General features: G+C 33.0%; 22 protein-coding genes. 8 read left to right on the top strand and 14 right to left on the bottom strand.

What is annotated here, in order from left to right:
- Positions 1-41 precede the first annotated feature (41 nt).
- From BOW57_RS11220 to BOW57_RS11230, 3 genes are all read right to left on the bottom strand, one after another.
- Positions 42-590: an alpha/beta hydrolase gene (locus tag BOW57_RS11220; protein WP_089055415.1), complete on the bottom strand. Its 549-nt coding sequence runs from the start codon at positions 588-590 to the stop codon at positions 42-44.
- Positions 591-737: 147 nt separating this feature from the next.
- Positions 738-1,106, bottom strand: coding sequence for a PUR family DNA/RNA-binding protein (locus tag BOW57_RS11225; protein ID WP_078227816.1), 369 nt, complete (start codon positions 1,104-1,106; stop codon positions 738-740).
- A 69-nt stretch (positions 1,107-1,175) separates the two neighbouring features.
- Positions 1,176-2,954, bottom strand: coding sequence for an ABC transporter ATP-binding protein (locus BOW57_RS11230; RefSeq protein ID WP_129054299.1), 1,779 nt, complete (start codon positions 2,952-2,954; stop codon positions 1,176-1,178).
- Between the two features lie 203 nt (positions 2,955-3,157).
- Between BOW57_RS11230 and BOW57_RS11235 the strand changes: the two genes are divergently transcribed.
- The 3 genes from BOW57_RS11235 (at position 3,158) to yajC (ending at position 5,713) form a co-directional block, all read left to right on the top strand.
- Positions 3,158-4,264: a Glu/Leu/Phe/Val dehydrogenase gene (locus BOW57_RS11235; protein ID WP_129054301.1), complete on the top strand. Its 1,107-nt coding sequence runs from the start codon at positions 3,158-3,160 to the stop codon at positions 4,262-4,264.
- A gap of 192 nt (positions 4,265-4,456) precedes the next feature.
- A complete protein-coding gene (gene nusB / locus BOW57_RS11240) occupies positions 4,457-5,368 on the top strand; it encodes a transcription antitermination factor NusB (protein WP_129054428.1) in 912 nt (303 codons plus the stop codon).
- 69 nt (positions 5,369-5,437) lie between these two features.
- Positions 5,438-5,713, top strand: a complete 276-nt coding sequence (gene yajC, locus BOW57_RS11245; RefSeq protein WP_089055418.1) for a preprotein translocase subunit YajC — start codon at positions 5,438-5,440, stop codon at positions 5,711-5,713.
- A 244-nt stretch (positions 5,714-5,957) separates the two neighbouring features.
- Here the strand turns inward: yajC and BOW57_RS11250 are convergent, their stop codons facing one another.
- The 6 genes from BOW57_RS11250 to BOW57_RS11275 all read right to left on the bottom strand — a co-directional run bounded on the left by BOW57_RS11250 (position 5,958) and on the right by BOW57_RS11275 (position 12,081).
- Positions 5,958-6,545, bottom strand: a complete 588-nt coding sequence (locus BOW57_RS11250; protein ID WP_129054304.1) for a YdeI family protein — start codon at positions 6,543-6,545, stop codon at positions 5,958-5,960.
- Complete coding sequence (gene pepT, locus BOW57_RS11255) at positions 6,546-7,823, bottom strand: peptidase T (RefSeq protein ID WP_129054306.1); 1,278 nt, start codon at positions 7,821-7,823, stop codon at positions 6,546-6,548.
- Positions 7,824-7,941: 118 nt separating this feature from the next.
- Positions 7,942-9,078, bottom strand: a complete 1,137-nt coding sequence (locus BOW57_RS11260; protein ID WP_129054308.1) for a formylglycine-generating enzyme family protein — start codon at positions 9,076-9,078, stop codon at positions 7,942-7,944.
- A 96-nt stretch (positions 9,079-9,174) separates the two neighbouring features.
- Positions 9,175-10,134: a DUF6515 family protein gene (locus BOW57_RS11265; protein ID WP_129054310.1), complete on the bottom strand. Its 960-nt coding sequence runs from the start codon at positions 10,132-10,134 to the stop codon at positions 9,175-9,177.
- A gap of 96 nt (positions 10,135-10,230) precedes the next feature.
- Positions 10,231-11,457 (bottom strand): OprO/OprP family phosphate-selective porin, encoded by a 1,227-nt coding sequence (locus BOW57_RS11270; protein WP_129054312.1) that lies wholly within the window; start codon positions 11,455-11,457, stop codon positions 10,231-10,233.
- Positions 11,458-11,499: 42 nt separating this feature from the next.
- A complete protein-coding gene (locus BOW57_RS11275; RefSeq protein ID WP_129054314.1) occupies positions 11,500-12,081 on the bottom strand; it encodes a hypothetical protein in 582 nt (193 codons plus the stop codon).
- Between the two features lie 284 nt (positions 12,082-12,365).
- Here BOW57_RS11275 and BOW57_RS11280 point away from each other — a divergent pair, with 284 nt between their 5' ends.
- Positions 12,366-13,400 carry a quinone-dependent dihydroorotate dehydrogenase gene (locus BOW57_RS11280; protein ID WP_089055426.1) on the top strand — a complete coding sequence of 345 codons (1,035 nt, stop codon included), beginning with the start codon at positions 12,366-12,368 and terminating at the stop codon, positions 13,398-13,400.
- Here BOW57_RS11280 and BOW57_RS11285 read toward each other — a convergent pair.
- Entirely contained in the window at positions 13,395-14,102 is a 708-nt protein-coding gene (locus BOW57_RS11285) for a DUF3307 domain-containing protein (protein ID WP_129054316.1), read from the bottom strand. The genes BOW57_RS11280 and BOW57_RS11285 overlap by 6 nt on opposite strands.
- Positions 14,099-14,713, bottom strand: a complete 615-nt coding sequence (locus tag BOW57_RS11290) for a hypothetical protein (RefSeq protein WP_129054318.1) — start codon at positions 14,711-14,713, stop codon at positions 14,099-14,101. Before BOW57_RS11290 ends, BOW57_RS11285 begins: the two co-directional genes overlap by 4 nt.
- A 262-nt stretch (positions 14,714-14,975) precedes the next feature.
- Here BOW57_RS11290 and BOW57_RS11295 point away from each other — a divergent pair, with 262 nt between their 5' ends.
- From BOW57_RS11295 to guaB, 4 genes are all read left to right on the top strand, one after another.
- Positions 14,976-15,842 (top strand): hydroxymethylglutaryl-CoA lyase, encoded by an 867-nt coding sequence (locus BOW57_RS11295; protein WP_129054320.1) that lies wholly within the window; start codon positions 14,976-14,978, stop codon positions 15,840-15,842.
- Positions 15,843-15,920: 78 nt separating this feature from the next.
- A complete protein-coding gene (locus tag BOW57_RS11300; RefSeq protein ID WP_129054322.1) occupies positions 15,921-16,472 on the top strand; it encodes a hypothetical protein in 552 nt (183 codons plus the stop codon).
- Positions 16,469-17,866, top strand: a complete 1,398-nt coding sequence (locus tag BOW57_RS11305; RefSeq protein WP_129054324.1) for a DUF5723 family protein — start codon at positions 16,469-16,471, stop codon at positions 17,864-17,866. The genes BOW57_RS11300 and BOW57_RS11305 overlap by 4 nt, the downstream gene beginning before the upstream one ends.
- A gap of 155 nt (positions 17,867-18,021) precedes the next feature.
- Positions 18,022-19,494: an IMP dehydrogenase gene (gene guaB, locus BOW57_RS11310; RefSeq protein ID WP_129054326.1), complete on the top strand. Its 1,473-nt coding sequence runs from the start codon at positions 18,022-18,024 to the stop codon at positions 19,492-19,494.
- 59 nt (positions 19,495-19,553) lie between these two features.
- On the opposite strand, the gene BOW57_RS11315 is transcribed toward guaB, so the two are convergent.
- From BOW57_RS11315 to BOW57_RS11325, 3 genes are all read right to left on the bottom strand, one after another.
- Positions 19,554-20,438 carry a L,D-transpeptidase gene (locus BOW57_RS11315; RefSeq protein ID WP_129054329.1) on the bottom strand — a complete coding sequence of 295 codons (885 nt, stop codon included), beginning with the start codon at positions 20,436-20,438 and terminating at the stop codon, positions 19,554-19,556.
- A 111-nt stretch (positions 20,439-20,549) separates the two neighbouring features.
- Positions 20,550-21,047 carry a hypothetical protein gene (locus tag BOW57_RS11320; RefSeq protein WP_129054331.1) on the bottom strand — a complete coding sequence of 166 codons (498 nt, stop codon included), beginning with the start codon at positions 21,045-21,047 and terminating at the stop codon, positions 20,550-20,552.
- Positions 21,048-21,083: 36 nt separating this feature from the next.
- Positions 21,084-21,665, bottom strand: coding sequence for an NUDIX domain-containing protein (locus BOW57_RS11325; protein ID WP_129054333.1), 582 nt, complete (start codon positions 21,663-21,665; stop codon positions 21,084-21,086).
- Between the last annotated feature and the right edge of the window lie 26 nt (positions 21,666-21,691).

Genomic DNA, 21,691 nt, shown 5'->3' on the forward strand with positions numbered 1-21,691 from the left:
GTAAATAACTGAACATTAAAAATCTGAATATTGATTACTTGTTACTTATTAATATTCGATATCAGCTTTTGCAAAATCGCTTGTCCTTCTTCCCAATATTTTAAATCAGAATCGGAGTTAATGTGGCCTTGCCTCCCGACATTTACAAAATCACTTCCCCATTTTTCAGCAAAATACCGCTTTCTTTCAAACAAAGAGTAAGGATCATTTTCGCTGGCTACAACTATCGACGGAAATGGTAATTTATAAAGCGGCATTGGCGAAAAATTTCTAATAACATCTGGTGTGTGTTCGGGCGAATCGACATCTGCGGGAGCGACCAGTAATGCGCCTGCGATATTTTTGTTGTTATTCGTTTCTGCCCAGTGCAATACTAAAGAAACGGCTAAACTATGTGCAATCAAAATAGTTGGTTTGTCAAGTTTAGAAACGGCTTCGTTTAAGCGGAATATCCAATCTTCGCGAACAGGTTCATCCCAATTATCCTGAACTAAACGAATAGAATTTTTAAATTTTTCATGCCAAAAGGTCTGCCAATGTTTGTCGCCTGAGTTTCCCAAGCCTGGTAATATTAATAGTTGTATTTCCATTTCGTGGAATTTTTATATATTAAAATGGTTAGTTTAAAAGTTTAGGTCTAGTTTTATCTCGACTAAATTTATAGAGTTTAAATATATAAAAAAAGTCCAAAATGTTTAGCATTTTGGACTTGTACTTTTTAAAAAGTTATAATGGGACTAAATATCGTCAAAATCGATATCTGTAAAGCTAGATCTTTGTCCTTCAGGTTTATCAGAACTGTATTCTTTTTTAAAATCTTTTTGGTGTCTCTCAGAAATTACTTCTTCGCCTTTGTGGTTCAAAACGTATGAAGTCATTTCTTCTAATATTTCGGCAAAAGCACTAAAATCTTCTTTGTATAAATAAATTTTGTGTTTTTTAAAATGAAAAGAACCATCTTCTTCAGTAAATTTTTTACTCTCAGTAATTGTGATATAATAATCGTCAGCTTTAGTAGCTCTCACATCAAAGAAATAAGTTCTTCTTCCTGCTCGTAATACTTTAGAAAAAATCTCTTCTTTTTCTAACATGTCATTTTCTCTCATAATACGTTCTATCATTTTTTGGAATTAATAGTACTCAAAAATCATAAAAAATTATCTATTACGCAACAATTAAAGTAATTCTTTTTCCGAAAGTTGTTTTAAATATAACGATGAATAATAGCCCTCCTGATTTATTAATTGATTATGAGAGCCTTGTTGAATGATTTTACCATCTTCTAAAATTATAATTTTATCAGCATTCTTTGCAGAGGAAACACGATGGCTTACTATTATTGTAGTTTTATCTTTACAAATTTCAAAAAGGTTATTTAAGATTGTTTCTTCTGTTTCGGTATCTACCGCAGATAAACAATCGTCAAAAAGTAAAATGGCTGGATTTTTTATAATTGCCCTCGCAATCGACACACGTTGTTTTTGTCCGCCTGAAAGCGTTATGCCTCTTTCACCTAAAATAGTGTCGTATTGTTTGTTGAAAGCGGCAATATTATCATGTACAACGGCACTTTTGGCGGCTTCAATCACTTCTTCATCTGTTGCATTTTGATTGCCAAATTTGATGTTGTTCTTGATTGTGTCTGAAAACAAGAATGCGTCTTGAGGAACAATTCCAATATTATTTCGCAAATCATTTAAGTTTAAAGTACTGATTTCATTTCCGTCAATCGTTATTCTTCCATCAGTAACATCATACAAACGTGATATTAAAGATAAGATAGTTGATTTTCCAGAACCAGTTTTTCCTAAAATGGCTAATGTTTCTCCCTTTTTTACCGTAAAAGTGACATTTTTTAAAGCTTCAATATTAGTGTCATCATAAGTAAAACTTACATTTTCAAAAGCAATTGAACCTTGAATATCAGATGAGTTTGGATTGTTGTTTTTGATTTCTGGCTCGATTTTCAAAAAATCATTTAGACGCTTTTGAGACGCTTCGGCTTCTTGAACCATTGATGAAACCCATCCTAAGGAAGCAACAGGCCATGTAAGCATATTTACATATAGTATAAATTCGGCAATAGTTCCAATATTCGGAATGGTTCCGTTAATGTACATTACGCCTCCAAAATAAATCACAACTAAATTACTGATTCCGATCAGAGCAATCATTAAAGGACCAAATAGCGATTGAACTCTTGCTAGACTTAAGCTTTTACGTTTGCTCTCTTCCGCAAGATCAATCATGTTGTTTTGATGTTGGTTTTCTAGGGAATATGCTTTTATAACTCTAATTCCTGAAAATATTTCCTGCGAAAAACTCGAAACTTTTGATAAGTATTGTTGAAAGGTGGTGCTACGCTTATTGATTTCAGAACTTAGTTTGAAAATACAATAGGATAAAATTGGTAAAGGCAGAATGGTATATAAAGTAAGTAAAGGCGAAACATTATACATATATAGTATAACAATCGCAAAACGAATAAAAGTATTTATAGAATACATTACTGCAGGACCTACATACATACGAACTTTAGAAACGTCTTCGCTGATTCTGTTCATCAAATCTCCCGTTCGGTTTTGCTTGTAGAAATTTTGAGAAAGATTTTCGTATTGTTTAAAAACCTCATTTTTCAAATCAAACTCAATATGACGCGACATTACAATCAAAGTTTGACGCATTAAAAAGGTTAAAAATCCACCAACAATAGCACTTGCAGTGATTAATAGTGCGTTATGAATTAATTCTCGCTGATAGAAATCGACAATGATTGCAGAGTTTCGATCTGATTCTGATAATTTTAGAAAGCGCTCGATGACGTCAAAACACTTGCTGACTAATTTTGGAGTAAATAAGAAAAATATTTGTGCGATTATGGTGATTAAAATACCTAAAGAAAAACTGTATTTGTACTTAATGAAATATTTGTTTAAATAGCTTAATTCTTTCATTTTTTTAAGAGATTCAATATTGAATTGATTTAATTTTATGAATTATTCTTAATTAAAATTATAATAAAATGCAATTAAATCAGAAATAATATATTGTGTAATTGTTATTATATAGATAAAAAATTAGCACAAGTGTATTTTTTGTTTAAGTTTGAGAAGTCTTTTTGACAAATTCATAATTTTAACTAATTAATACTAGCGCTATGGATGCAGCTTTCGCAACTGGAAAGGAACTTCAAAAAATGGATCCTGTTTTTGGTCAATTATCTTTTGACGATCACGAACAAATTGTATTTTGCAATGACAAAGATACAGGTTTAAAAGCAATTATTGGTATTCATAATTCGGTTATGGGTCCAGCTTTAGGTGGTACTAGAATGTGGAATTACAATACTGAATGGGAAGCGTTAAACGATGTTTTGCGTCTTTCAAGAGGTATGACTTATAAATCAGCTATCACCGGTTTGAATATCGGAGGTGGTAAAGCAGTAATTATTGGTGATGCTAAAACGCAAAAAACACCTGAATTAATGCGTAAATTTGGTGAGTTTGTTCACTCTTTAAGCGGAAGATATATTACTGCTGAAGATGTTGGAATGGAAACTAAAGATATGGATACAGTAAGAGATGTAACTCCTTACGTAACTGGAATCTCTGAAGAAAGAGGTGGTTCTGGAAATCCTTCTCCTGTAACAGCTTACGGTGTTTATCTAGGAATGAAAGCGGCAGCAAAAAGCCAATTTGGTTCTGATGTTTTAGATGGTAAAAAAGTTTTAGTTCAAGGAATTGGACACGTGGGTGAAACTTTGGTTAAATATTTAACTAAAGAAGGAGCTCAGGTAACCATTACTGATATTAACGAAGAAAAATTATATCAGGTTGCTTCAAAATACAATGCGACAATTTATACTGGTGAGGATTTATATACTGCAGATGTTGATATTTATGCGCCATGTGCAATGGGAGCAACTATTAACGATAATACAGTTAACAAAATTAAAGCTAAAGTTATTGCTGGTGCTGCAAACAACCAATTGGCAGATGAGAATGTTCACGGTGCGAGATTACAAGAAAGAGGAATTTTATATGCTCCAGATTTCTTAATCAACGCTGGTGGAATTATCAATGTTTATGCTGAATTAGAGCATTACGGTAAAGCAGAAATCATGGCGAAAACAGAAAATATCTACAATACTACTTTAGAGATTATCGATTATGCTGTGAAAAACGGAATGACTACGCATAAAGCTGCACTTACAATTGCTCAAAATCGTATTGATGCAAGAAAAATTGAAAACAGCAAAAAGTAATAAAAGCTTATTTTAGAATTTAGAGTCTCGGTTTTAGTCGTATTTTTTAAGTAATCTTTAAAATAGGGCTAATAATCGAGACTTTTTTTGTTGATTTAATTTTAATATAAGGATTGAAATTCCTAATTTTGCAGACTAATTTTTAAATGTTCTTACAAGGTGGTAAATAGAAGACACATACGCGTTAAAGTAATGCAGTCCATTTATGCAATGCATCAAAGCGGTTCTGATAATATGGAAAAAGAAGAGAAGTTTCTTTTTTACAGCATTGATAATATTCAGGATTTATATCTTATAATGCTTTCTTCATTGATTGAAATTTGCAAAAAAGAATCTGTTTTTTTACATCTTTCAAGCAAAAAACATCTTGCAACTGCTGCAGAACGTAATCCAAACGAAAAATTTATTAAAAACAAAATTTTTCAACTTCTTGCCGAGAGCAATTCCCTTAGTATCGCTTTAGAAAATCGTAAAATCAACAACTGGACGTTAAACGATGATTATATCATTTTACTTTTAAATGATATTAAAGCAAGCGATTTGTATAAAAAATACATGAGCAACAACGTTAATACTTTTGAGGAAGACAAACAGTTTATTGCTGATTTATTTGCTGAAGTTATTGTTCCAAATGATAAATTATACGAATATCTTGAAGACGATAAATTAACTTGGGTTGATGATATTCCGGTTGTAAATACACATATCATTAAACAATTGAAAGCAATTAAAACTGAAGATCCAGACGATTTTAGAGTTCCTAAATTGTATAAAGATGTTGAGGATAAGGATTTTGCTAAAGATTTATTTAGAAGAACAGTTTTAAACGAAGCTGTTTTAGCTAAAGAATATGATGATAAAACACCAAATTGGGACAGTGAAAGGATTGCCGAAATTGATACGATTATCTTAAAAATGGCAATTTGCGAATTCTTGAAATTCCCTTCAATTCCAGTAAAAGTAACTCTTAACGAATATTTAGAAATTGCAAAAGAGTATTCTACACCAAAAAGTAGTATTTTTATCAACGGAATTTTAGATAATCTTGTTAAGGAACTTACAACCAATAAAAAAATGGTTAAAGTTGGAAGAGGACTAATGTAAAAAGGATAAATTCCAGTTTATAAATTCCAAAAGAAAATATTAATATAAATCAAAAACAGAATTTCAATTATGGGACAATTAACTCAATTTGCGCCATTTCTATTAATGTTTGTGGTAATCTATTTCTTCATGATCAGACCACAGCAAAAAAGAGCAAAAAACGAAAAAGAATTTGAAAGCAGCCTAAAAGTAGGTGATAAAATAATTACAAAAAGCGGTTTCCACGGTAAAGTTGTTGAGCTTGCTGAAACTTCAGTTATCATTGAAACAATGTCTGGAAAATTAAAAATAGAGCGTTCGGCTATTTCTATGGAAATGAGCGCTGCTTTGAATAAAAAGGCTTAATTTTTTAAATTACAATATTTGAAATCCCAAATTCCAAAAGGAGTTTGGGATTTTTTTTGTTGTTTTTTATCATTTCGACCGAAGGGAGAAATCGCACTAGAAATTCCGCAAAGCATATCGTCAATCTTTGTAGAGTTTCTAGTGCGATTTCTCGTACCTCGAAATGACAAAAAAGAAAAACCTTTGTCAAAGTTTTAAACTTTGACAAAGGTTTTGTATAACGTGGAATTTAATTTTTTAAATACTATCTGTATTTATCATTCAGTCCAACATTTGCTAATAACATCGGAATCACTTTTTCGATCCTCGAAAGTTTCGTTTTTTCCTGCTTAGCACTTTCTATATATTCTAAAAACTCGTACTGCTTGTAAGGGGTAAACTTATGAAAAGCTTCCTTTAAGGCTGGGTTTTGAATCATTTCTTTGTCAAGAAGTACAGAGACTATCATTTCCTTTTTTGAAGGTTTAATGATTTTACCCTGCTTTTCATTTTCAATCGCTTCTAAGATATATTCTAAAACCTCTTTTTCGTTAACCTCTTCTTTCGAAGTAAAACGCCATTGACGCATAGATTTTGTTTTGTCTTCCTGAGCATTGATAAGTCTCTTTTTTTCGTCTTTTAGAAAAACTCCGTTAAGAAACCAAATAGCAAAGTAATTTTTAAAACCTCCAATTCCAATAACATTTTTTTTGTCGTAAACATAAATAGGGCCGCCCCATTTTATCGTTTCAACTAGTTCAGTTTTATCAATAATTGACTTAAGGAAAAGTAATTCTTCCTGCCAATTATTGACTTTGTCCCAAACGTGTTTTTTATCAGAATTAGGTTCCAATTATTTTTTCTTTTTAGGTTTTTCGGCTGCTTCAAAAATTCCTGGAATTGCAGTAAGTTCTGCAATTTTTACAATAACATCTGTTGCTTTCTGAATACTTTCGGCAGGAACATATTCGTACTTTCCATGAAAATTATGTCCACCTGCAAATATATTTGGGCAAGGTAATCCCATGAAAGACAATTGAGAGCCATCAGTTCCACCTCGAATTGGCTTTATGATTGGTTTAATGTCTAGTTCTCGCATTGCTTTTTCAGCAATATCTACAATATGTTTAACAGGAAGTACCTTTTCTTTCATGTTGTAATATTGATCTTTTACTTCAGCAATTACAATATCTTCGCCAAATTTCTTAGCAAACTTCTTGTTGAATTTTTTAGCAATTTTAACGATTAACTCTTTACGTTTTTCGAATTTCTTTTTGTTATGATCACGAATAATTAATTCTAAAACAGTTTCTTCGATAGTGCCTTTTATATGATGTACATGGAAAAAACCTTCGTAACCTTTTGTTTCTTGCGGTGTTTCACCTTTTGGAAGTTCATTGATAAAATCATTTGCCAGCAGCATTGAGTTTATCATTTTTCCTTTAGCATATCCTGGGTGAACGCTTTTTCCTTTGAAAGTAATTTTCGCGCCCGCTGCATTGAAATTTTCGTATTCTAATTCGCCAATTTGGCTTCCATCCATCGTGTATGCCCATTGAGCACCAAATTTTTCAACATCAAAATGATGTGCACCGCGGCCAATTTCTTCGTCAGGTGTAAAACCAATTCTAATTTTTCCGTGTTTAATTTCCGGATGCTGAATTAAATATTCCATTGCGGAAACAATCTCAGTAATTCCAGCCTTATCATCGGCACCCAACAAAGTAGTTCCGTCAGTTGTAATAATAGTTTGTCCTTTATATTGCAATAAATCTTTGAAATAATCTGGAGATAAAATGATGTTTTTTTCCGCATTTAGAACAATGTCTTTTCCATCATAATTTTCTACAATTTGTGGTTTTACATTTGCACCGCTAAAATCTGGAGAAGTATCAAAATGAGAAACAAATCCAATTGTAGGCACTTCATGATCAACATTGCTTGGCAAAGTCGCCATGATATAAGCTTTGTCGTCAATAGTAACCTCTGTCAAACCTATAGTTTTTAGTTCTTCAACTAATTTGTTAGCAAGATTCCATTGTTTTTCTGTACTTGGAGTAGTTTTCGAATTCGGATCTGATTCAGTATCAATTGTTACATAACTGATAAAACGATCTATGATGTGTTGCATTTTTTTTAATTTTTAGCAAATATAAGTAATTTTTTCAGCAGATATATTGAGTAAGTTGTCTCTAAAAACAAAAAAAGGATTCTGAAAACAGAATCCTTTTTTAATATGATTTTTTCCTTTAAATACTTTTAACGCATCTAAAACCAAGATGATTGGCTGCAGATCGAATTTCTCCTTTTCCTCTGGTTCCAACCATATATCTGGTGCAATATTGATCTGTACATAAAAATGAACCGCCTCGATGCACGCGTTTTATTTGGCTTGGATCTGCAGGATCATTGTAAGCATCGGGACCTTGTGGATTTTTGGCTACTTTTCCGCTTTCGCTTAAAGATTTATAGTAATCTACACTGTACCAATCGCTTGTCCATTCCCAAACATTTCCAGCAACATCGTAAAGACCGTAGGAGTTTGGAGCATATTGTTTTACTGGAGCAATGCCTTTAAAACCATCTTCGCCTGTATCTCCATCTTTAATTGGAAAATGTCCTTGGTAAATATTGGCTTGAAATTTTCCTTTAGGTTTTAAAACATTTCCCCAAGCGTAAATTTCTCCCGTTTTACCACCTCTTGCCGCAAATTCCCATTCCGCCTCAGTTGGAAGTCTTTTTCCTGCCCATTTTGCATAGGCAGCAGCATCTTCGTAAGTAATATGTACAACTGGATATTTTTCTTTTCCTTTTAAAGAACTTTGAGGACCAAGCGGATGTTTCCAGTCCGTTTCAGGAATATAGGCCCACCATTGCAGAAAATTGTTCAAATTTACAGCAGCATCAGTAGGATTAAATACTACAGAACCCGTTACTAGATCTTCTTCGGCAGCTGTTGGAAATTCTTCTTTAGTTGGTTTTTGTTCAGCAACAGTTATGTATCCCGTAGCTTTTACAAATTCAGCATATTGTTCATTTGTAACTTCGGTTTCGTCCATATAATACCCGTCAACATAAACTCTATGTACAGGAGCGGCATCTTTTGTAACACCTTTTATACTGCATAAACTTTCATCTTCAACATTGCTTCCCATTGAAAATTCGCCTCCAGGAATCCAAACCATTCCTTTTGGAGCTGTTCCTGATGGTTTATTTTTATTTTCAATAGTTGGAGTAAAAACTGAAGCTATAGATGTATCAGGCTTTTCGGCACAATCCATTACTGCCATTTTTTGCTTTGGTGAGATTAGTTTGGTGTAGCCATAAGCAATTGAAATAATAGAGATAGTCAGCACGGCAAATATCCAGTAGGTTTTATTTTTCATTGTAAAAATTTTAAGCTGATAATGGTTGTTAATAGATAGGTATAAAAGTAAATAAAATTATTTTTAATAGTATACTGAATTAGTAGAATTTAAAAATTAATTGTCTTTTTCAACATTCACAACTTCATATTTATTCTTTCCATCAACTTGAACGGATTGGTAGTAGGTCTCTCCAAATTTTACGTATTTATTGTCTCCAATAGTTACTTCTTCACCGCCTTCAGGCAGATTGTCTACTAAAGTTCCTGCTGTTGGTGCAACAACTTTATAATTACTTCCGTCTTTTTCATAATACGTTCCTCCGTAATAATAGTTATTGACTGTTCCAGTATTGACAGTTTCGGCTCCACTCGGAATATTGTTTACGGTACCTCCAACTGGAGCAGGCACTGCTGTATAACCTCCATTTGTAGAGCTGTACCAAACGCCTTGATCGTAATGATATTTTTCATTTTCGACGCTGACTACGATTGCTGTAACTGCTAGAGTTGCTACGAAAAATCCCCAAGGATGCCAAACTGGTCCCCAATAAAATGGTGCGTAAGGACGTGGGTAATACGGGTGATAGCAGTTGTAGCGATATCCGCCATATACATAAGGAGGACGTGTATATGGTCTGTAGCCTGGTCTCACTACCGTATTACGGTTGTTGCGAACGTGAACGCTGTTGTTAACATTAATATTGACGTTGTTTCTATTTCGATTAACAGTATTGCCGCTAATATTGGTATTTCTGTTTCCTGTTTTGTTTCTATTTACAGTATTTGAATTTCTATTGTTGGTTGTAGTTCTACCACCAATTTTTGAGTTGGAAGAGTTAGAAGGTCTGTTTATTTTAGTTCCCGAATTATTTGCGCCGGGTCTATTTGCTGCTGGTCTCGCTTGAGTTGCTGGTCTGTTTTGTATTGCACCACCGCCTCTCTGCATTCCGCCGGCAGGTCTATGTGCGCCACCACCGCCTCGACGCTGTGCAGTACTATCTATTGAAATCAAAAAAAATGATCCAGCTAAAAATAGTAATGCACCTTTTTTTAGAGTTTTAGTTAAGTTTTTCATTTTCAGATTTTTATGTTGGTTAAAGTTATTAAAAAATATACTTTGTATAGAATTTTAAATCGAATATTTTGAATTGCTGCAATGTCATTTTAACTGTTATAGAGAAATATCCCATTGTATTCTAAAACGCCAGCCTTGTTCTAAAGGCAAGGTTTTGTCCTGAAAACTAAAATAGGAAACCTCTGAAGTGAGCTTGTTTTTATGCCCCTTAAAGAACCAGTTAAAAGCAAGGGTTGTTTCGTTTTGCAAATTTTGTTTTATACTGTTATCTGGGCGATAGGAAGCGTGTCTTCCTGCCATTTCTAAGTGTTTTGGCCACCAATCAAGTACATTGTGAAAAAAATAACCAGCCTGAACATAGTATCCTTTTAAAGTTGTTATGTCATTATTATTCAATTTATCAATAATTTCTTTGGTATGCAATTCGCTTTGCCAAGAAAAACCGCGATACATAAATGCAGTTTCTAAATTCCATTGATTTACTCTGTATTGACCAGGTAAGCCATTTTCAAACCCGTCTAAAGAACCTCCTCCTGCTTGAGAAAAGCGAGTATAAGGGCTTCTATTGGTTATGGCAGAAAAAGCAACAATTGGAGTGGGTTTTTCATGAAACTCTAAATCGCAGCCTTCAAAATCAAGAAAGCGTCCCAAAAAGTTCCACTGTGCTCTTCCAAAGTACATTAAATTATTGTCATCGTTTGAAGTACTGCCTCGACCTGTTCCTGTTAAAGCAGCTGCCCAATAATTAAAATCGGCAATACCGCTCCCTTTCAAATGTCCGTACACTTCAAAACCCAATTGGCGATCGACGGTAAAAGGGCGGTTAATAAGTGATCGTTCGACCATTTGCTGTTCACCGCTGCTGATAAAACGTTCGCGGGTAAATTCAGTTTTCCATTGCCCGACTTTAAAGCTCAGCCATTCCCATTTTTCAATCATTATTCTAAAGTCTAGTAAATTGGACTGGCTTAATTCATATTCCCAGTAGTATTTCAACCAAGGTTCAAAAGCGTGTCCGCCAATTTTAAGTCTGGCGCGGTTTATTTTAAAGGTGGTTTTGGCATCTTGGCTGTAATCATCATAAGTTAAAGGATCAGTATCATAGGGAGTAGAAAATCTAAATTGAAATCGGCTTTGTAATTGAAATAGAAATTTATTGTCTTTGGTTTGTAGTTCTATTCCCTTATCTCCATAACGAACATTCATTAGTTTAGTAGTATCTTTTTCTTTCAATTGCTGCGCTGAACCATCTAAACTAAATAATAGTACTAAGCTGAGAAGAAAAGTATTCGATACGTTTGTTAGAATGTTTGCGTTATGCATATGTTTAGAATGTTTGTAATAATTTATAGTTACTTAGTACGGCTATTTTCTTCCAAAGTTTTTTGCAATTCCTAAACCAATTCCCCAACTGTCATATGCATTCCATTTTAAGTCGTAGCTGAAAGTTCCAAATATTTCCCAATCTTTTGGAAGTTCATAACCATATTCTACTCCGGCTCGCGTCAAAAAGAAATCTTCTTCTTTGGCAAATTCTCCTCCAAATCCTAAAAGAATACTCCATGATTCGCTAGGTTTATAGATTCCCATAACTGCAGGAGCGATAGGATAACTGCGTTCGACAGTTTCTTTATCGTCACCGCTTGCATATGTTTTTTCGACTTTAAATTTTTCAATAATAAAATCGGTATGCAGACCAATTGCCCATTTTTCGTGAAATTGATACGTGTAATCAACTCCCCATGCAGGGAGATTTAATACTTCATGATTTCCTTCGTCATCACGCCCTTCAAAAACATGAGCATGATTAATTGATATTCCTATTTGATGATGCGGACTAAATGTTTTCTTTTCGCTTTCTTGAGCTGTAATACTGTTGTAACTGACTAAATAAAAAATCGTTGCCAGGAAAACTGTTATCTTAATATGATTAATAGTAGAAAACATTTAGAGTCTGTATTAATGAAATATTAGTTTAAAGCTGTAAATAGCTCAAAATTAAATAATAAATGACCCAAACAGGTTTGTGCGAAGAGCTTAAATCGTTTCATTTTATAACTTGCAACGTCAAAAAAGTAAATTTTGACTCAATATTTTTAGTTTTTTAAAATGTTTTTAATTTTTATGTTAAAATTGATTTGAAAACTCTTGTAATTTGTTTTCTGTAAAAAGCACCTTTTTAAACTATAATATTTAAATTTGCATCCGAAAAAAATAACAACAACACACTTATGTATAAATTGATAATCCGTCCGATACTTTTTTGGTTTGATCCTGAAGAAGTGCATTACTTTACTTTTTCATTTGTAAAATTCATTTCAAAAATCCCTGGAGTTTCATCAATTATACGATCTATTTATGAGGTAAAAGATTCTCGTTTAGAAAGAGAAGTTTTTGGAATTAAATTCAAAAATCCAGTTGGACTTGCGGCTGGATTTGACAAAGATGCCAAGTTGTATAAGGAACTTTCTGATTTTGGTTTTGGTTTTATCGAAATTGGAACTGTAACGCCGGTTGGTCAGGAAGGAAATCCTAAAAAACGTTTGTTCCGTTTAAAAGAAGATCAGGCAATTATTAACCGAATGGGCTTTAATAATGGCGGAGTTATTGAAGCTGTAGAACGTTTGAAAAAGAATTCAGGAGTTTTAATTGGTGGAAATATCGGAAAAAATAAAGTGACACCAAATGAAAATGCGGTTGATGATTATATCATTTGTTTCGATGCTTTGTTTAATCATGTTGATTATTTTGTGGTAAATGTAAGCTCTCCAAATACACCAAATCTAAGAGCATTACAAGATAAAGAGCCTTTAACAGCTTTATTGCAGACTTTGCAAGATCGAAATATCGAGAAACAAAAAACTAGCACTCAAAAAGTAAAACCAATTCTTTTAAAAATTGCTCCAGATCTTACAGATGAGCAATTGTTAGATATTATTGATATTGTAAAAACAACTCAAATTGCGGGTGTAATTGCTACAAATACGACTATTTCAAGAGATGGTTTACAATCTCAAAACCAATCTGAAACGGGAGGTTTGTCTGGAAAGCCGTTAACAAAACGTTCTACAGAAGTAATTCGTTTTCTTTCGGAAAAAAGCAATAAAGCATTTCCAATTATTGGAGTAGGAGGAATTCATTCTGCAGATGATGCAATCGAAAAACTTAATGCAGGTGCAAGTTTAGTGCAATTATACACAGGTTTTATTTATGAAGGCCCTGCACTTATAAAAGCTATAAACAAGAAAGTTTTAAGTCAGTTATAAAATTAGTATCTGAACAACTTGTCCAACAAGTATTGCGATTCCAAAACTGATTAAAGTGCCAATCAAAACATATTCAGTTAGTTTTCGATCTTTGGCTTCTTTTAAATCTCCAAACCTAAAAATAGATTTTGCGGCCAGCAAAAATCCAATTGCTTCAAAATGCCCCAAAAGGATAAAGCAGAATATAAATAAACGCTCTAATAGGCCAATGTAATTTCCTGCATTGGCAAGTGAGTTATCTTGATTACTGTTTTGACTTTCAGGACTCCAAATTGAGATGATGGTTTTAATAAAAATAGAAGCAGGTTTAGTTATAAATATAATTCCCGTTACTAAAATCCAAAATTTATCATCAAGCCAAAAATGAATCATATTTTTATTTTGGTATAAAAGGCTGATGCCAATCAGAATCAAAATATGTACAATTTGGTCTACAACAAACCAAGTGCGTTTCGTTTTCTTCTTCTGAAAATTAAGTTTGATAAAATCTATAAAGCCGTGGGTAATGGCTATGAATGCTGCGTAAGGTATAAAATTGATTTCTCCAACTAGAATTGCTGCCAAAATTCCGTGCAGTAAAACATGAAGATATAAATAAAAACTTTTATGTTTCTTCGTTTCTTTATCAGCGACCCATTTGTTGGGCTGCCATATAAAATCTCCTAATAAATGAGCTAAAAACAGTTTTATAAATAAAATCATGGAGCTGTAAGTTGTTTTATTTGCGTTCTAAAATAGCGGTCTAAAGTGATAACCAAATCAAATTGAGCACGTTTTTGCCTGCGGCTCACAGCGGCTTGGTTAATACCTAATTTATGACCAATTTCTTCTTGAGACAGAGTTGGATTTTCTATTGCCAAAGCTGTAAATTCAGCAGATTGTACCAGCCAGTTGTCCATAAAGGTTAAAGCCAGCTGCAACATTAGATTCAGTTTTTCATTAAAATCAATGTCGGCAGTTCGTAGAGCCAGTGTTACCTTTTGTTTTTTTAAAGTTCCAAAAAGTTCGCCGGAATGAATAAAAGCAGTTCCGTTACTTTCGGATATTTTTGCGGCATTATGTGTTTTGCTGCCAAAACCAATACTCATTCGGGCATCTAGTTTTATAGCTCTTAAACGTGCTTTTATTAAAATGGCAGTTAATAAAGCCTCTTCGGGATTTTCAATTTCAATTTGAAATTCATCGCCTCTGTAGATTTCCCATTGATTTGGTGTATCGCCAAATTGAGCTAGGATTTTTTTTAAATCCTCAACCCAATGTTTTGATTGCTGTTGTCTGGAATCAATTATGTCGCCTGTAATTACACTAATCATAACATCAAATATAATTAAAAAATGATAGAATTTCTATTACAAATATAGGTAATATTTTTAAATATTACATTTATAGGTAATATTTGTATTTATTACCGTTTTTAGGAATATTTATTTTTATTACTATTTTTGGTAATAGCATAGGAATAAATGTGCTAATAGTTATGACACTTACATGGTTAAAAAAACGAATTATACAAAACGACTTAATTTTTATTTCTTTAAAAAAGGAACTAACTTAGCCTTTACAAAAGAGTAAGTTTTGAATACAGAAATCAAGATTATCGAATGTCCGCGAGATGCCATGCAAGGTATTAAAGCATTTATTCCCACAAAAAATAAAGTGACCTATATTCAGGCTTTACTTCGTGTAGGGTTTGATACTATTGATTTTGGAAGTTTTGTATCGCCTAAAGCAATTCCGCAAATGCAAGATACTGCCGAGGTTTTAGCACAACTTGATTTGTCTCAAACTACAAGTAAGCTTTTGTCGATAATTGCAAATACACAAGGAGCAGCTTTGGCTTCAGAACATGAGTCAATTCAGTATTTAGGCTTTCCTTTTTCGATATCAGAGAATTTTCAAATGCGTAATACCCATAAAACCATTGCAGAATCTTTGATAACTCTTGAAGAAATTCTAGAGATTGCCGATAAAAAAAAGAAAGAGGTTGTTACTTATCTTTCAATGGGATTTGGAAATCCTTATGGAGATCCGTGGAATGTTGAAATCGTGGCTGAATGGACAGAAAAACTGGCAGGAATGGGCGTAAAAATTTTATCACTTTCAGATACTGTTGGAAGTTCGACGCCAGAAGTTATTACCTATCTTTTTTCCAATTTAATTCCGAAATATCCGCAAATTGAGTTTGGAGCGCATTTGCACACTACTCCCAATAGTTGGTTTGAGAAAATTGATGCCGCTGCAAAAGCAGGATGTACACGTTTTGATGGAGCAATTCAAGGATTTGGCGGCTGTCCGATGGCAACAGATAAACTAACAGGAAATATGCCAACCGAAAAATTGATCTCTTATTTTACTGCTAATAAAAAAACAACGGGACTTAATTCCTTAAGCTTTGAAAGTGCTTATAACGAAGCTTCAAAATTGTTTGGAAAGTTCCATTGAAAAAGATTACAATAATTTAGTAATTAAGCAATATCTAATTAACGAAAGACGTTTTTATTTATACTATATAAAACAAGCATGAGATCAAATTTCATAAATAGAATAGCTATAGTTTTGTTTTCGTCGATTTTATTTCTCTCCTGTTCGAGTGATTTAGATTTTGATCAGGTCGATGATCTGGTACTTCAACCAACTTTTGTTGCCAATCTGGCTTATTTTAGTGTTACTGCAGATCAAATTGTAGACAATGGTTCTGGATTTCCAATACCACCGGCTCTAGAAGATTTTGATGTTTTTAAAAACAAGTTCTTCAATGAAAATTTGATAAAAACTGAGTTTAATTTTGAAATCGAAAATACAATTAATAGAGCTTTTGAGGTTGATTTGATACTAATTGATACTAATAATACGCCGTTAGAAACTATTTCTTTAAATGTTCCAACCTATACAGGAGGTTCAAATATTATAAAATATCCCGCTGAGATTTTTGAAGGAGAGCGATTAGTCAGACTGAAAAAGTCTGTAAAAATAGCCTTTGTTGTGCGTATAGTTTCAGGATCAGGTACAGGAACAATTTCAGGTAACTTAAAACTAAAATCAGGTGCAATTGTTTATATGAAAATACAATGAAAAAAACACTTTTAATTGTGATCTTGATTTTTCAATTTTCATCTTTCGCTCAGAATAAACAAATATTATACAACTTTACATCAATTCCACAGTCTTCCCTCGTTAATCCAGGTGCTGATGTGTCTTATAAATTCTATTTTGGGATTCCAGTTCTATCAGGAGTTTCAGGAAATGTTGGTTCAAGCAGCTTTTCTGCTTATGATCTGTTTGCTAATAATGGTGTAGATTTTAATGATAAAGTTCGAAATGTTATCAATAAATCATCGGCAAATGATAAAACACAGGTTAATCAACAGCTTGAAATATTCTCTGGCGGATTTAGAGTGGGAGGTCAGGAAAGTAAATCTTATGTTTCATTCGGAGCTTATCAGGAATTTGATTTTTTAATGTATTTTCCAAAAGATGCTGCAATTTTAGCTGTTGATGGAAATCAGAATTATATGGGGAAATCTTTCAATCTAGCCGATATAAATGTTCGTGCCGAAGTGCTTTCTGTTTTTCATGTTGGTTTTCATAAAAAATTAAATAAAAAACTCGTTTTGGGCGGACGTGCTAAAATTTATTCGAGCGGTGCTAATGCAACTTCAACCAAAAATTCAGGATACATTTATACAGCACAAGGCACGGGAACAAATATGTATACGCAAATAATTGAATCAAATTTAGAGCTTAGAACCGCCGGAATAGCAAAGTTTACAAAAGACGAGTATGATGGAAGTATTCCTAAGGATATTGCACACAATACTTTTTTTAATGGAAGTCTTGGTTTAGGATTCGATGCCGGACTTACTTATAATATCGAAGACAATCTTCAGCTTACTGCAAGTGTGCTTGATGTTGGTTTTATAAGACAATCAAAAGATGTTGAAACCAGAACTTACAAAGGAAGTTATAAGTACGATGGAGTAAATCCTAGTTTTGGCGCGACTGATGAACCCAATGATATTATAGATGATTTTGAAAAGGCTATTCCAGAAGAGAAACTTTATAATAAATATACAACTTGGCGTCCTGTTAAATTTAATTCTTCTATTCAGTATTCTTTTGGTGAAACACGATCAGACGAAGATTGTAATTGCAAAGGTTCTAGCGAACGAAAATACCTTAATGCAGTTGGAGTACAATTATTTGCCATGACGATGCCAAAAGATCCTTACGCTGCATTAACCGCTTTTTATAAACGCAGTATTACGGAGAAATTGGATGTAAAAGCAACTTATACAGTTGATCCCTATTCTTATACGAACATCGGTTTAGGTGTTTCTGGAACTCTTGGAAAATTAAATATGTATGTTCTTGTAGATAATGTTTTTGAATACAAAGATGTTTCAAAAGCAAATAGTATTGCATTTCAATTTGGGTTCAATTTTGTTTTTCAAGATTCAAAGAATTAATATCTCAGGTTTTGCTTTTATTGGAATTTGAAACTTCGTATTTGAAGTTTTAAATTGTAAGTATTTCCTTGTAAGAGTAAATTTATGAATAAGTTAGTATTCAAGTTTCCAATTTATTCACTATATTTGCACGCAATTCAACTAGAAATTGCAACATGATAGCACACAACTCCAAGATTATCGGCGAAGGTTTAACTTACGACGATGTATTATTAGTACCTAACTACTCGAATGTGCTTCCCCGCGAAGTGAGCATCAAATCGAAATTCTCAAGAAACATAACATTAAACGTTCCAATCGTATCTGCTGCTATGGATACTGTTACCGAAAGTGCAATGGCAATCGCTATGGCGCAAGAAGGAGGAATTAGTGTTTTACATAAAAACATGACTATCGAGCAGCAAGCTGCAGAGGTTAGAAAAGTAAAGCGTGCAGAAGCTGGGATGATTATCGATCCGGTAACATTACCAACAACTTCGACTATTGCAGACGCGAAAAATGCTATGAAAGAATTTGGAATTGGCGGTATTCCAATCGTTGACGAAAATAGAATTCTGAAAGGAATTGTTACCAATCGTGATTTACGTTTCGAGAAAAATGGTGCAAGACCAATCGCTGAGGTAATGACAAGCAAAAATTTAGTGACTGTTGCCGAAGGAACTTCGTTAGAGCAGGCGGAAGTTGTCTTACAAGGGCATAAAATTGAAAAATTGCCAGTTGTAAACGCTAAGAATGAATTAGTTGGTTTAATTACCTTCAGAGATATTACAAAACTGACTCAAAAACCAATCGCTAATAAAGATTCATTTGGCCGTTTAAGAGTTGCTGCTGCAATTGGAGTTACTGGAGATGCAGTTCAAAGAGCTGAAGCTTTAGTAAATGCAGGTGTAGACGCAATCATTATAGATACTGCACACGGACACACAGAAGGTGTGGTAAACACATTAAAAGAAGTAAAATCAAAATTCCCTCAAATAGATGTAATTGTTGGAAACATTGCAACGCCGGAAGCTGCTAAATATTTAGTAGAAAATGGTGCTGACGGTGTAAAAGTAGGAATCGGACCAGGTTCAATCTGTACTACACGTATCGTTGCAGGTGTTGGTTTTCCTCAGTTTTCAGCAGTTTTAGAAGTTGCTGCAGCTATTAAAGGAACTGGAGTTCCAGTTATTGCTGATGGTGGAATTCGTTATACTGGAGATATTCCTAAAGCAATCGCTGCAGGTGCTGACTGTGTAATGTTAGGTTCATTATTAGCAGGAACAAAAGAGTCTCCAGGTGAAACTATTATTTTTGAAGGAAGAAAATTCAAATCTTACCGCGGAATGGGATCTGTTGAAGCAATGCAAACTGGTTCAAAAGATCGTTATTTTCAAGATGTTGAAGACGATGTTAAAAAATTAGTTCCAGAAGGAATTGTTGGTCGTGTTCCTTACAAAGGAGAATTAAACGAAAGTATGCTTCAATTTATTGGAGGTCTTCGTGCAGGAATGGGCTACTGTGGTTCAAAAGATATTCCTACTTTACAAGAATCAGGACGTTTTGTTAGAATTACTTCAAGCGGAATTACAGAAAGTCATCCGCATAACGTAACGATCACAAAGGAAGCTCCAAATTATTCTAGATAATTTTTAGTTTTAATTATATAAAAAAAAGGCGTAAGATTTAATTCTTACGCCTTTTAATTTTATAGTGAAGTGTTTTGTTCCGCTTCTCTCAATTTTTGATTCTCTAAAATCTGTGGAATAAATGGTTTTACTTCATTTTCAATTTCAGATTCAGAAATATTTAGAGCTTTTGGATTAGAAGTTAATTGCAGCCAAGGTTTTGGACCGTCAAAATTATAGTTTCCAAAAACTATAACTGGAGTTCCTTTTACTTTTACATTTTCCTTGTCTTTCAAAATCCATTCATCAGCAAATTTGTAGAGATATTTAGCATCTTTTTCTAATAATCTTAAGCAAGAATGTGATGCTGGATAACCAGGAAGTTCGTATTCATGAAAACCAACACCTAGTTTGTTCTCTATATTGAAATTCCATTTTAAATCCCATTCGTCATTAAAAGTACTTGTTGTTTTTTCAGCTTTCCAATTCGTGAAGAATAATCCTGTTGGTGTAGGATCTTTTTTTCTTCCCATATTTGTTGGTCCAGTATAAACTAATTCTCCATTTTCATAAGCGGCAAAAGTTTGTGCAGGATAAGAGAAAAGAATAATTTTAGATACTTCTTCCAATGCAGAAATATGCAAGGGAAATGGCATGTAATAAACCAAATCACCGCTAAAATCTGTTGGAATAACAACAGAGTCGAGTTTTTTTAAATTTGCTTTATCCGTTCTGTTTAAAGCATAAAGAATATCAAGTTTGCTACTGTCGGCTTCATTAATTTTTAACCAATCTTTTGTTTTTTCAATTTGAAAGGAAACAGATGATTTTGGTTTCTTGTATTCAATCGTTTTTTTAGGCTTAGTATTTTCGGTTAGGTTTGCTTTGTCGTTTTTCTTGCACGCTCCTAATAAAACTAACATTAAGAAGAACGATAAATTCGCTGTATAATATAACTTTTTCATAAGATGAACTTTTATGAAAATAAAGTTAAAAATAGAATGGAATAAAAGGGTTACATAATTTTTAGAAATGTTTGTTTGATTTTCATCTACCTGTTTTTTTATCTGAGAAAATCAAAGTAGCTTAAAATATTTTTTTGTAAGCACTGAGCAAAGAAATTCAGTTCTTCCTGTATCAGAATCGGATAGTTTATCTCCTGTGTGTGTTAGTTTTAAATATCCTGATTTTTTATCAATGTAAAATAGCCAAATTTGATTATTTGCATAAACTAATTCTGAATATGAGGATTGATTGCCTAATTGGTTAAAATATGTTATTTTTTCAGTATTGACTTTTTTCCAACTTTTAGCATGTTTGGTTAAGTCGAAAAATTGGATTTCTTCTGTAGTAATTGTTATCATTTGTCCAACAATAGCATCGTCTTCTCTCATAACCCATGACGGTGTGTCATCAATCATTCTCCAGTTTCCAATTAATTCACTCATTAAATTGTTTTTTGGAAAAATTTGCAAAGAATCAGTTTTTTTAAGTTCAGACGAATCTATTTTGTTTTGTGAGAATAGTTGAAAAAATGAAAAAAGTAAAATAAAGATTGTTTTGTATTTAGACATTTTTATTGTTTTTCAAATCTAAAATACTAAAAAACTTTAAATTAAACCTTTTATTTTAGCATGCTGCAATAAAATAATAGTTTTAGCATCAACAATTTCTCCAGATTCGATCATTGCATAAGCTTCGTCAAAGGTATATTCCAGAACTTCTATATTTTCCTGTTCAGAATCCAATCCTCCGCCATCGCTGACTTTCATGCTTTCATCATATTCACCCGTAAACAAATATAAAATTTCGGTTACAGCACCTGGAGACATGTAGGTTTCTACTACTTTTTGAACTTTTTTTATACGATAACCTGTTTCTTCTTCAGTTTCACGAATGATGCATTCTTCAGGATTATCTTGGTCTAGAAGTCCTGCGCAAACTTCAATCATCATTCCTGTTTTGTTGCAATTTAAAAAAGTTGGTAAACGAAATTGACGCGTTAAAATAACTGTTTTTTTTGTGGTATTGTATAATAAAATTCCAGCTCCATTTCCTCGGTCATAAACTTCGCGTACATGCGTCTGAATTTTTTCGTTTTCTTTTTGATAAGTAAAATTTACTTTATTTAAAATATACCAATTGTCTGACAGTAAAGATGTTTCTGTAATTTTAATTTTTGGGTTTTTCATATGGCGAATAGATTTGTATAAAAAAA

Origin of the sequence: Flavobacterium sp. YO64, assembly GCF_004119505.1 — a bacterium.
GTDB classification, from domain to species: Bacteria; Bacteroidota; Bacteroidia; order Flavobacteriales; family Flavobacteriaceae; genus Flavobacterium; species Flavobacterium oncorhynchi.

Excerpts from the sequence above, each read along its gene's own strand:
- BOW57_RS11280 (WP_089055426.1), top strand. The coding sequence starts at position 12,366 with ATGTATAAATTGATAATCCGTCCGATACTTTTTTGGTTTGATCCTGAA.
- BOW57_RS11285 (WP_129054316.1), bottom strand. The coding sequence starts at position 14,102 with ATGATTTTATTTATAAAACTGTTTTTAGCTCATTTATTAGGAGATTTT.
- pepT (WP_129054306.1), bottom strand. The coding sequence starts at position 7,823 with ATGCAACACATCATAGATCGTTTTATCAGTTATGTAACAATTGATACT.
- nusB (WP_129054428.1), top strand. The coding sequence starts at position 4,457 with ATGCAGTCCATTTATGCAATGCATCAAAGCGGTTCTGATAATATGGAA.
- BOW57_RS11300 (WP_129054322.1), top strand. The coding sequence starts at position 15,921 with ATGAGATCAAATTTCATAAATAGAATAGCTATAGTTTTGTTTTCGTCG.
- BOW57_RS11290 (WP_129054318.1), bottom strand. The coding sequence starts at position 14,713 with ATGATTAGTGTAATTACAGGCGACATAATTGATTCCAGACAACAGCAA.
- BOW57_RS11230 (WP_129054299.1), bottom strand. The coding sequence starts at position 2,954 with ATGAAAGAATTAAGCTATTTAAACAAATATTTCATTAAGTACAAATAC.
- BOW57_RS11305 (WP_129054324.1), top strand. The coding sequence starts at position 16,469 with ATGAAAAAAACACTTTTAATTGTGATCTTGATTTTTCAATTTTCATCT.
- BOW57_RS11260 (WP_129054308.1), bottom strand. The coding sequence starts at position 9,078 with ATGAAAAATAAAACCTACTGGATATTTGCCGTGCTGACTATCTCTATT.
- BOW57_RS11265 (WP_129054310.1), bottom strand. The coding sequence starts at position 10,134 with ATGAAAAACTTAACTAAAACTCTAAAAAAAGGTGCATTACTATTTTTA.
- BOW57_RS11315 (WP_129054329.1), bottom strand. The coding sequence starts at position 20,438 with ATGAAAAAGTTATATTATACAGCGAATTTATCGTTCTTCTTAATGTTA.
- BOW57_RS11325 (WP_129054333.1), bottom strand. The coding sequence starts at position 21,665 with ATGAAAAACCCAAAAATTAAAATTACAGAAACATCTTTACTGTCAGAC.
- BOW57_RS11235 (WP_129054301.1), top strand. The coding sequence starts at position 3,158 with ATGGATGCAGCTTTCGCAACTGGAAAGGAACTTCAAAAAATGGATCCT.
- guaB (WP_129054326.1), top strand. The coding sequence starts at position 18,022 with ATGATAGCACACAACTCCAAGATTATCGGCGAAGGTTTAACTTACGAC.
- BOW57_RS11220 (WP_089055415.1), bottom strand. The coding sequence starts at position 590 with ATGGAAATACAACTATTAATATTACCAGGCTTGGGAAACTCAGGCGAC.
- BOW57_RS11320 (WP_129054331.1), bottom strand. The coding sequence starts at position 21,047 with ATGTCTAAATACAAAACAATCTTTATTTTACTTTTTTCATTTTTTCAA.
- BOW57_RS11270 (WP_129054312.1), bottom strand. The coding sequence starts at position 11,457 with ATGCATAACGCAAACATTCTAACAAACGTATCGAATACTTTTCTTCTC.
- BOW57_RS11275 (WP_129054314.1), bottom strand. The coding sequence starts at position 12,081 with ATGTTTTCTACTATTAATCATATTAAGATAACAGTTTTCCTGGCAACG.
- yajC (WP_089055418.1), top strand. The coding sequence starts at position 5,438 with ATGGGACAATTAACTCAATTTGCGCCATTTCTATTAATGTTTGTGGTA.
- BOW57_RS11225 (WP_078227816.1), bottom strand. The coding sequence starts at position 1,106 with ATGAGAGAAAATGACATGTTAGAAAAAGAAGAGATTTTTTCTAAAGTA.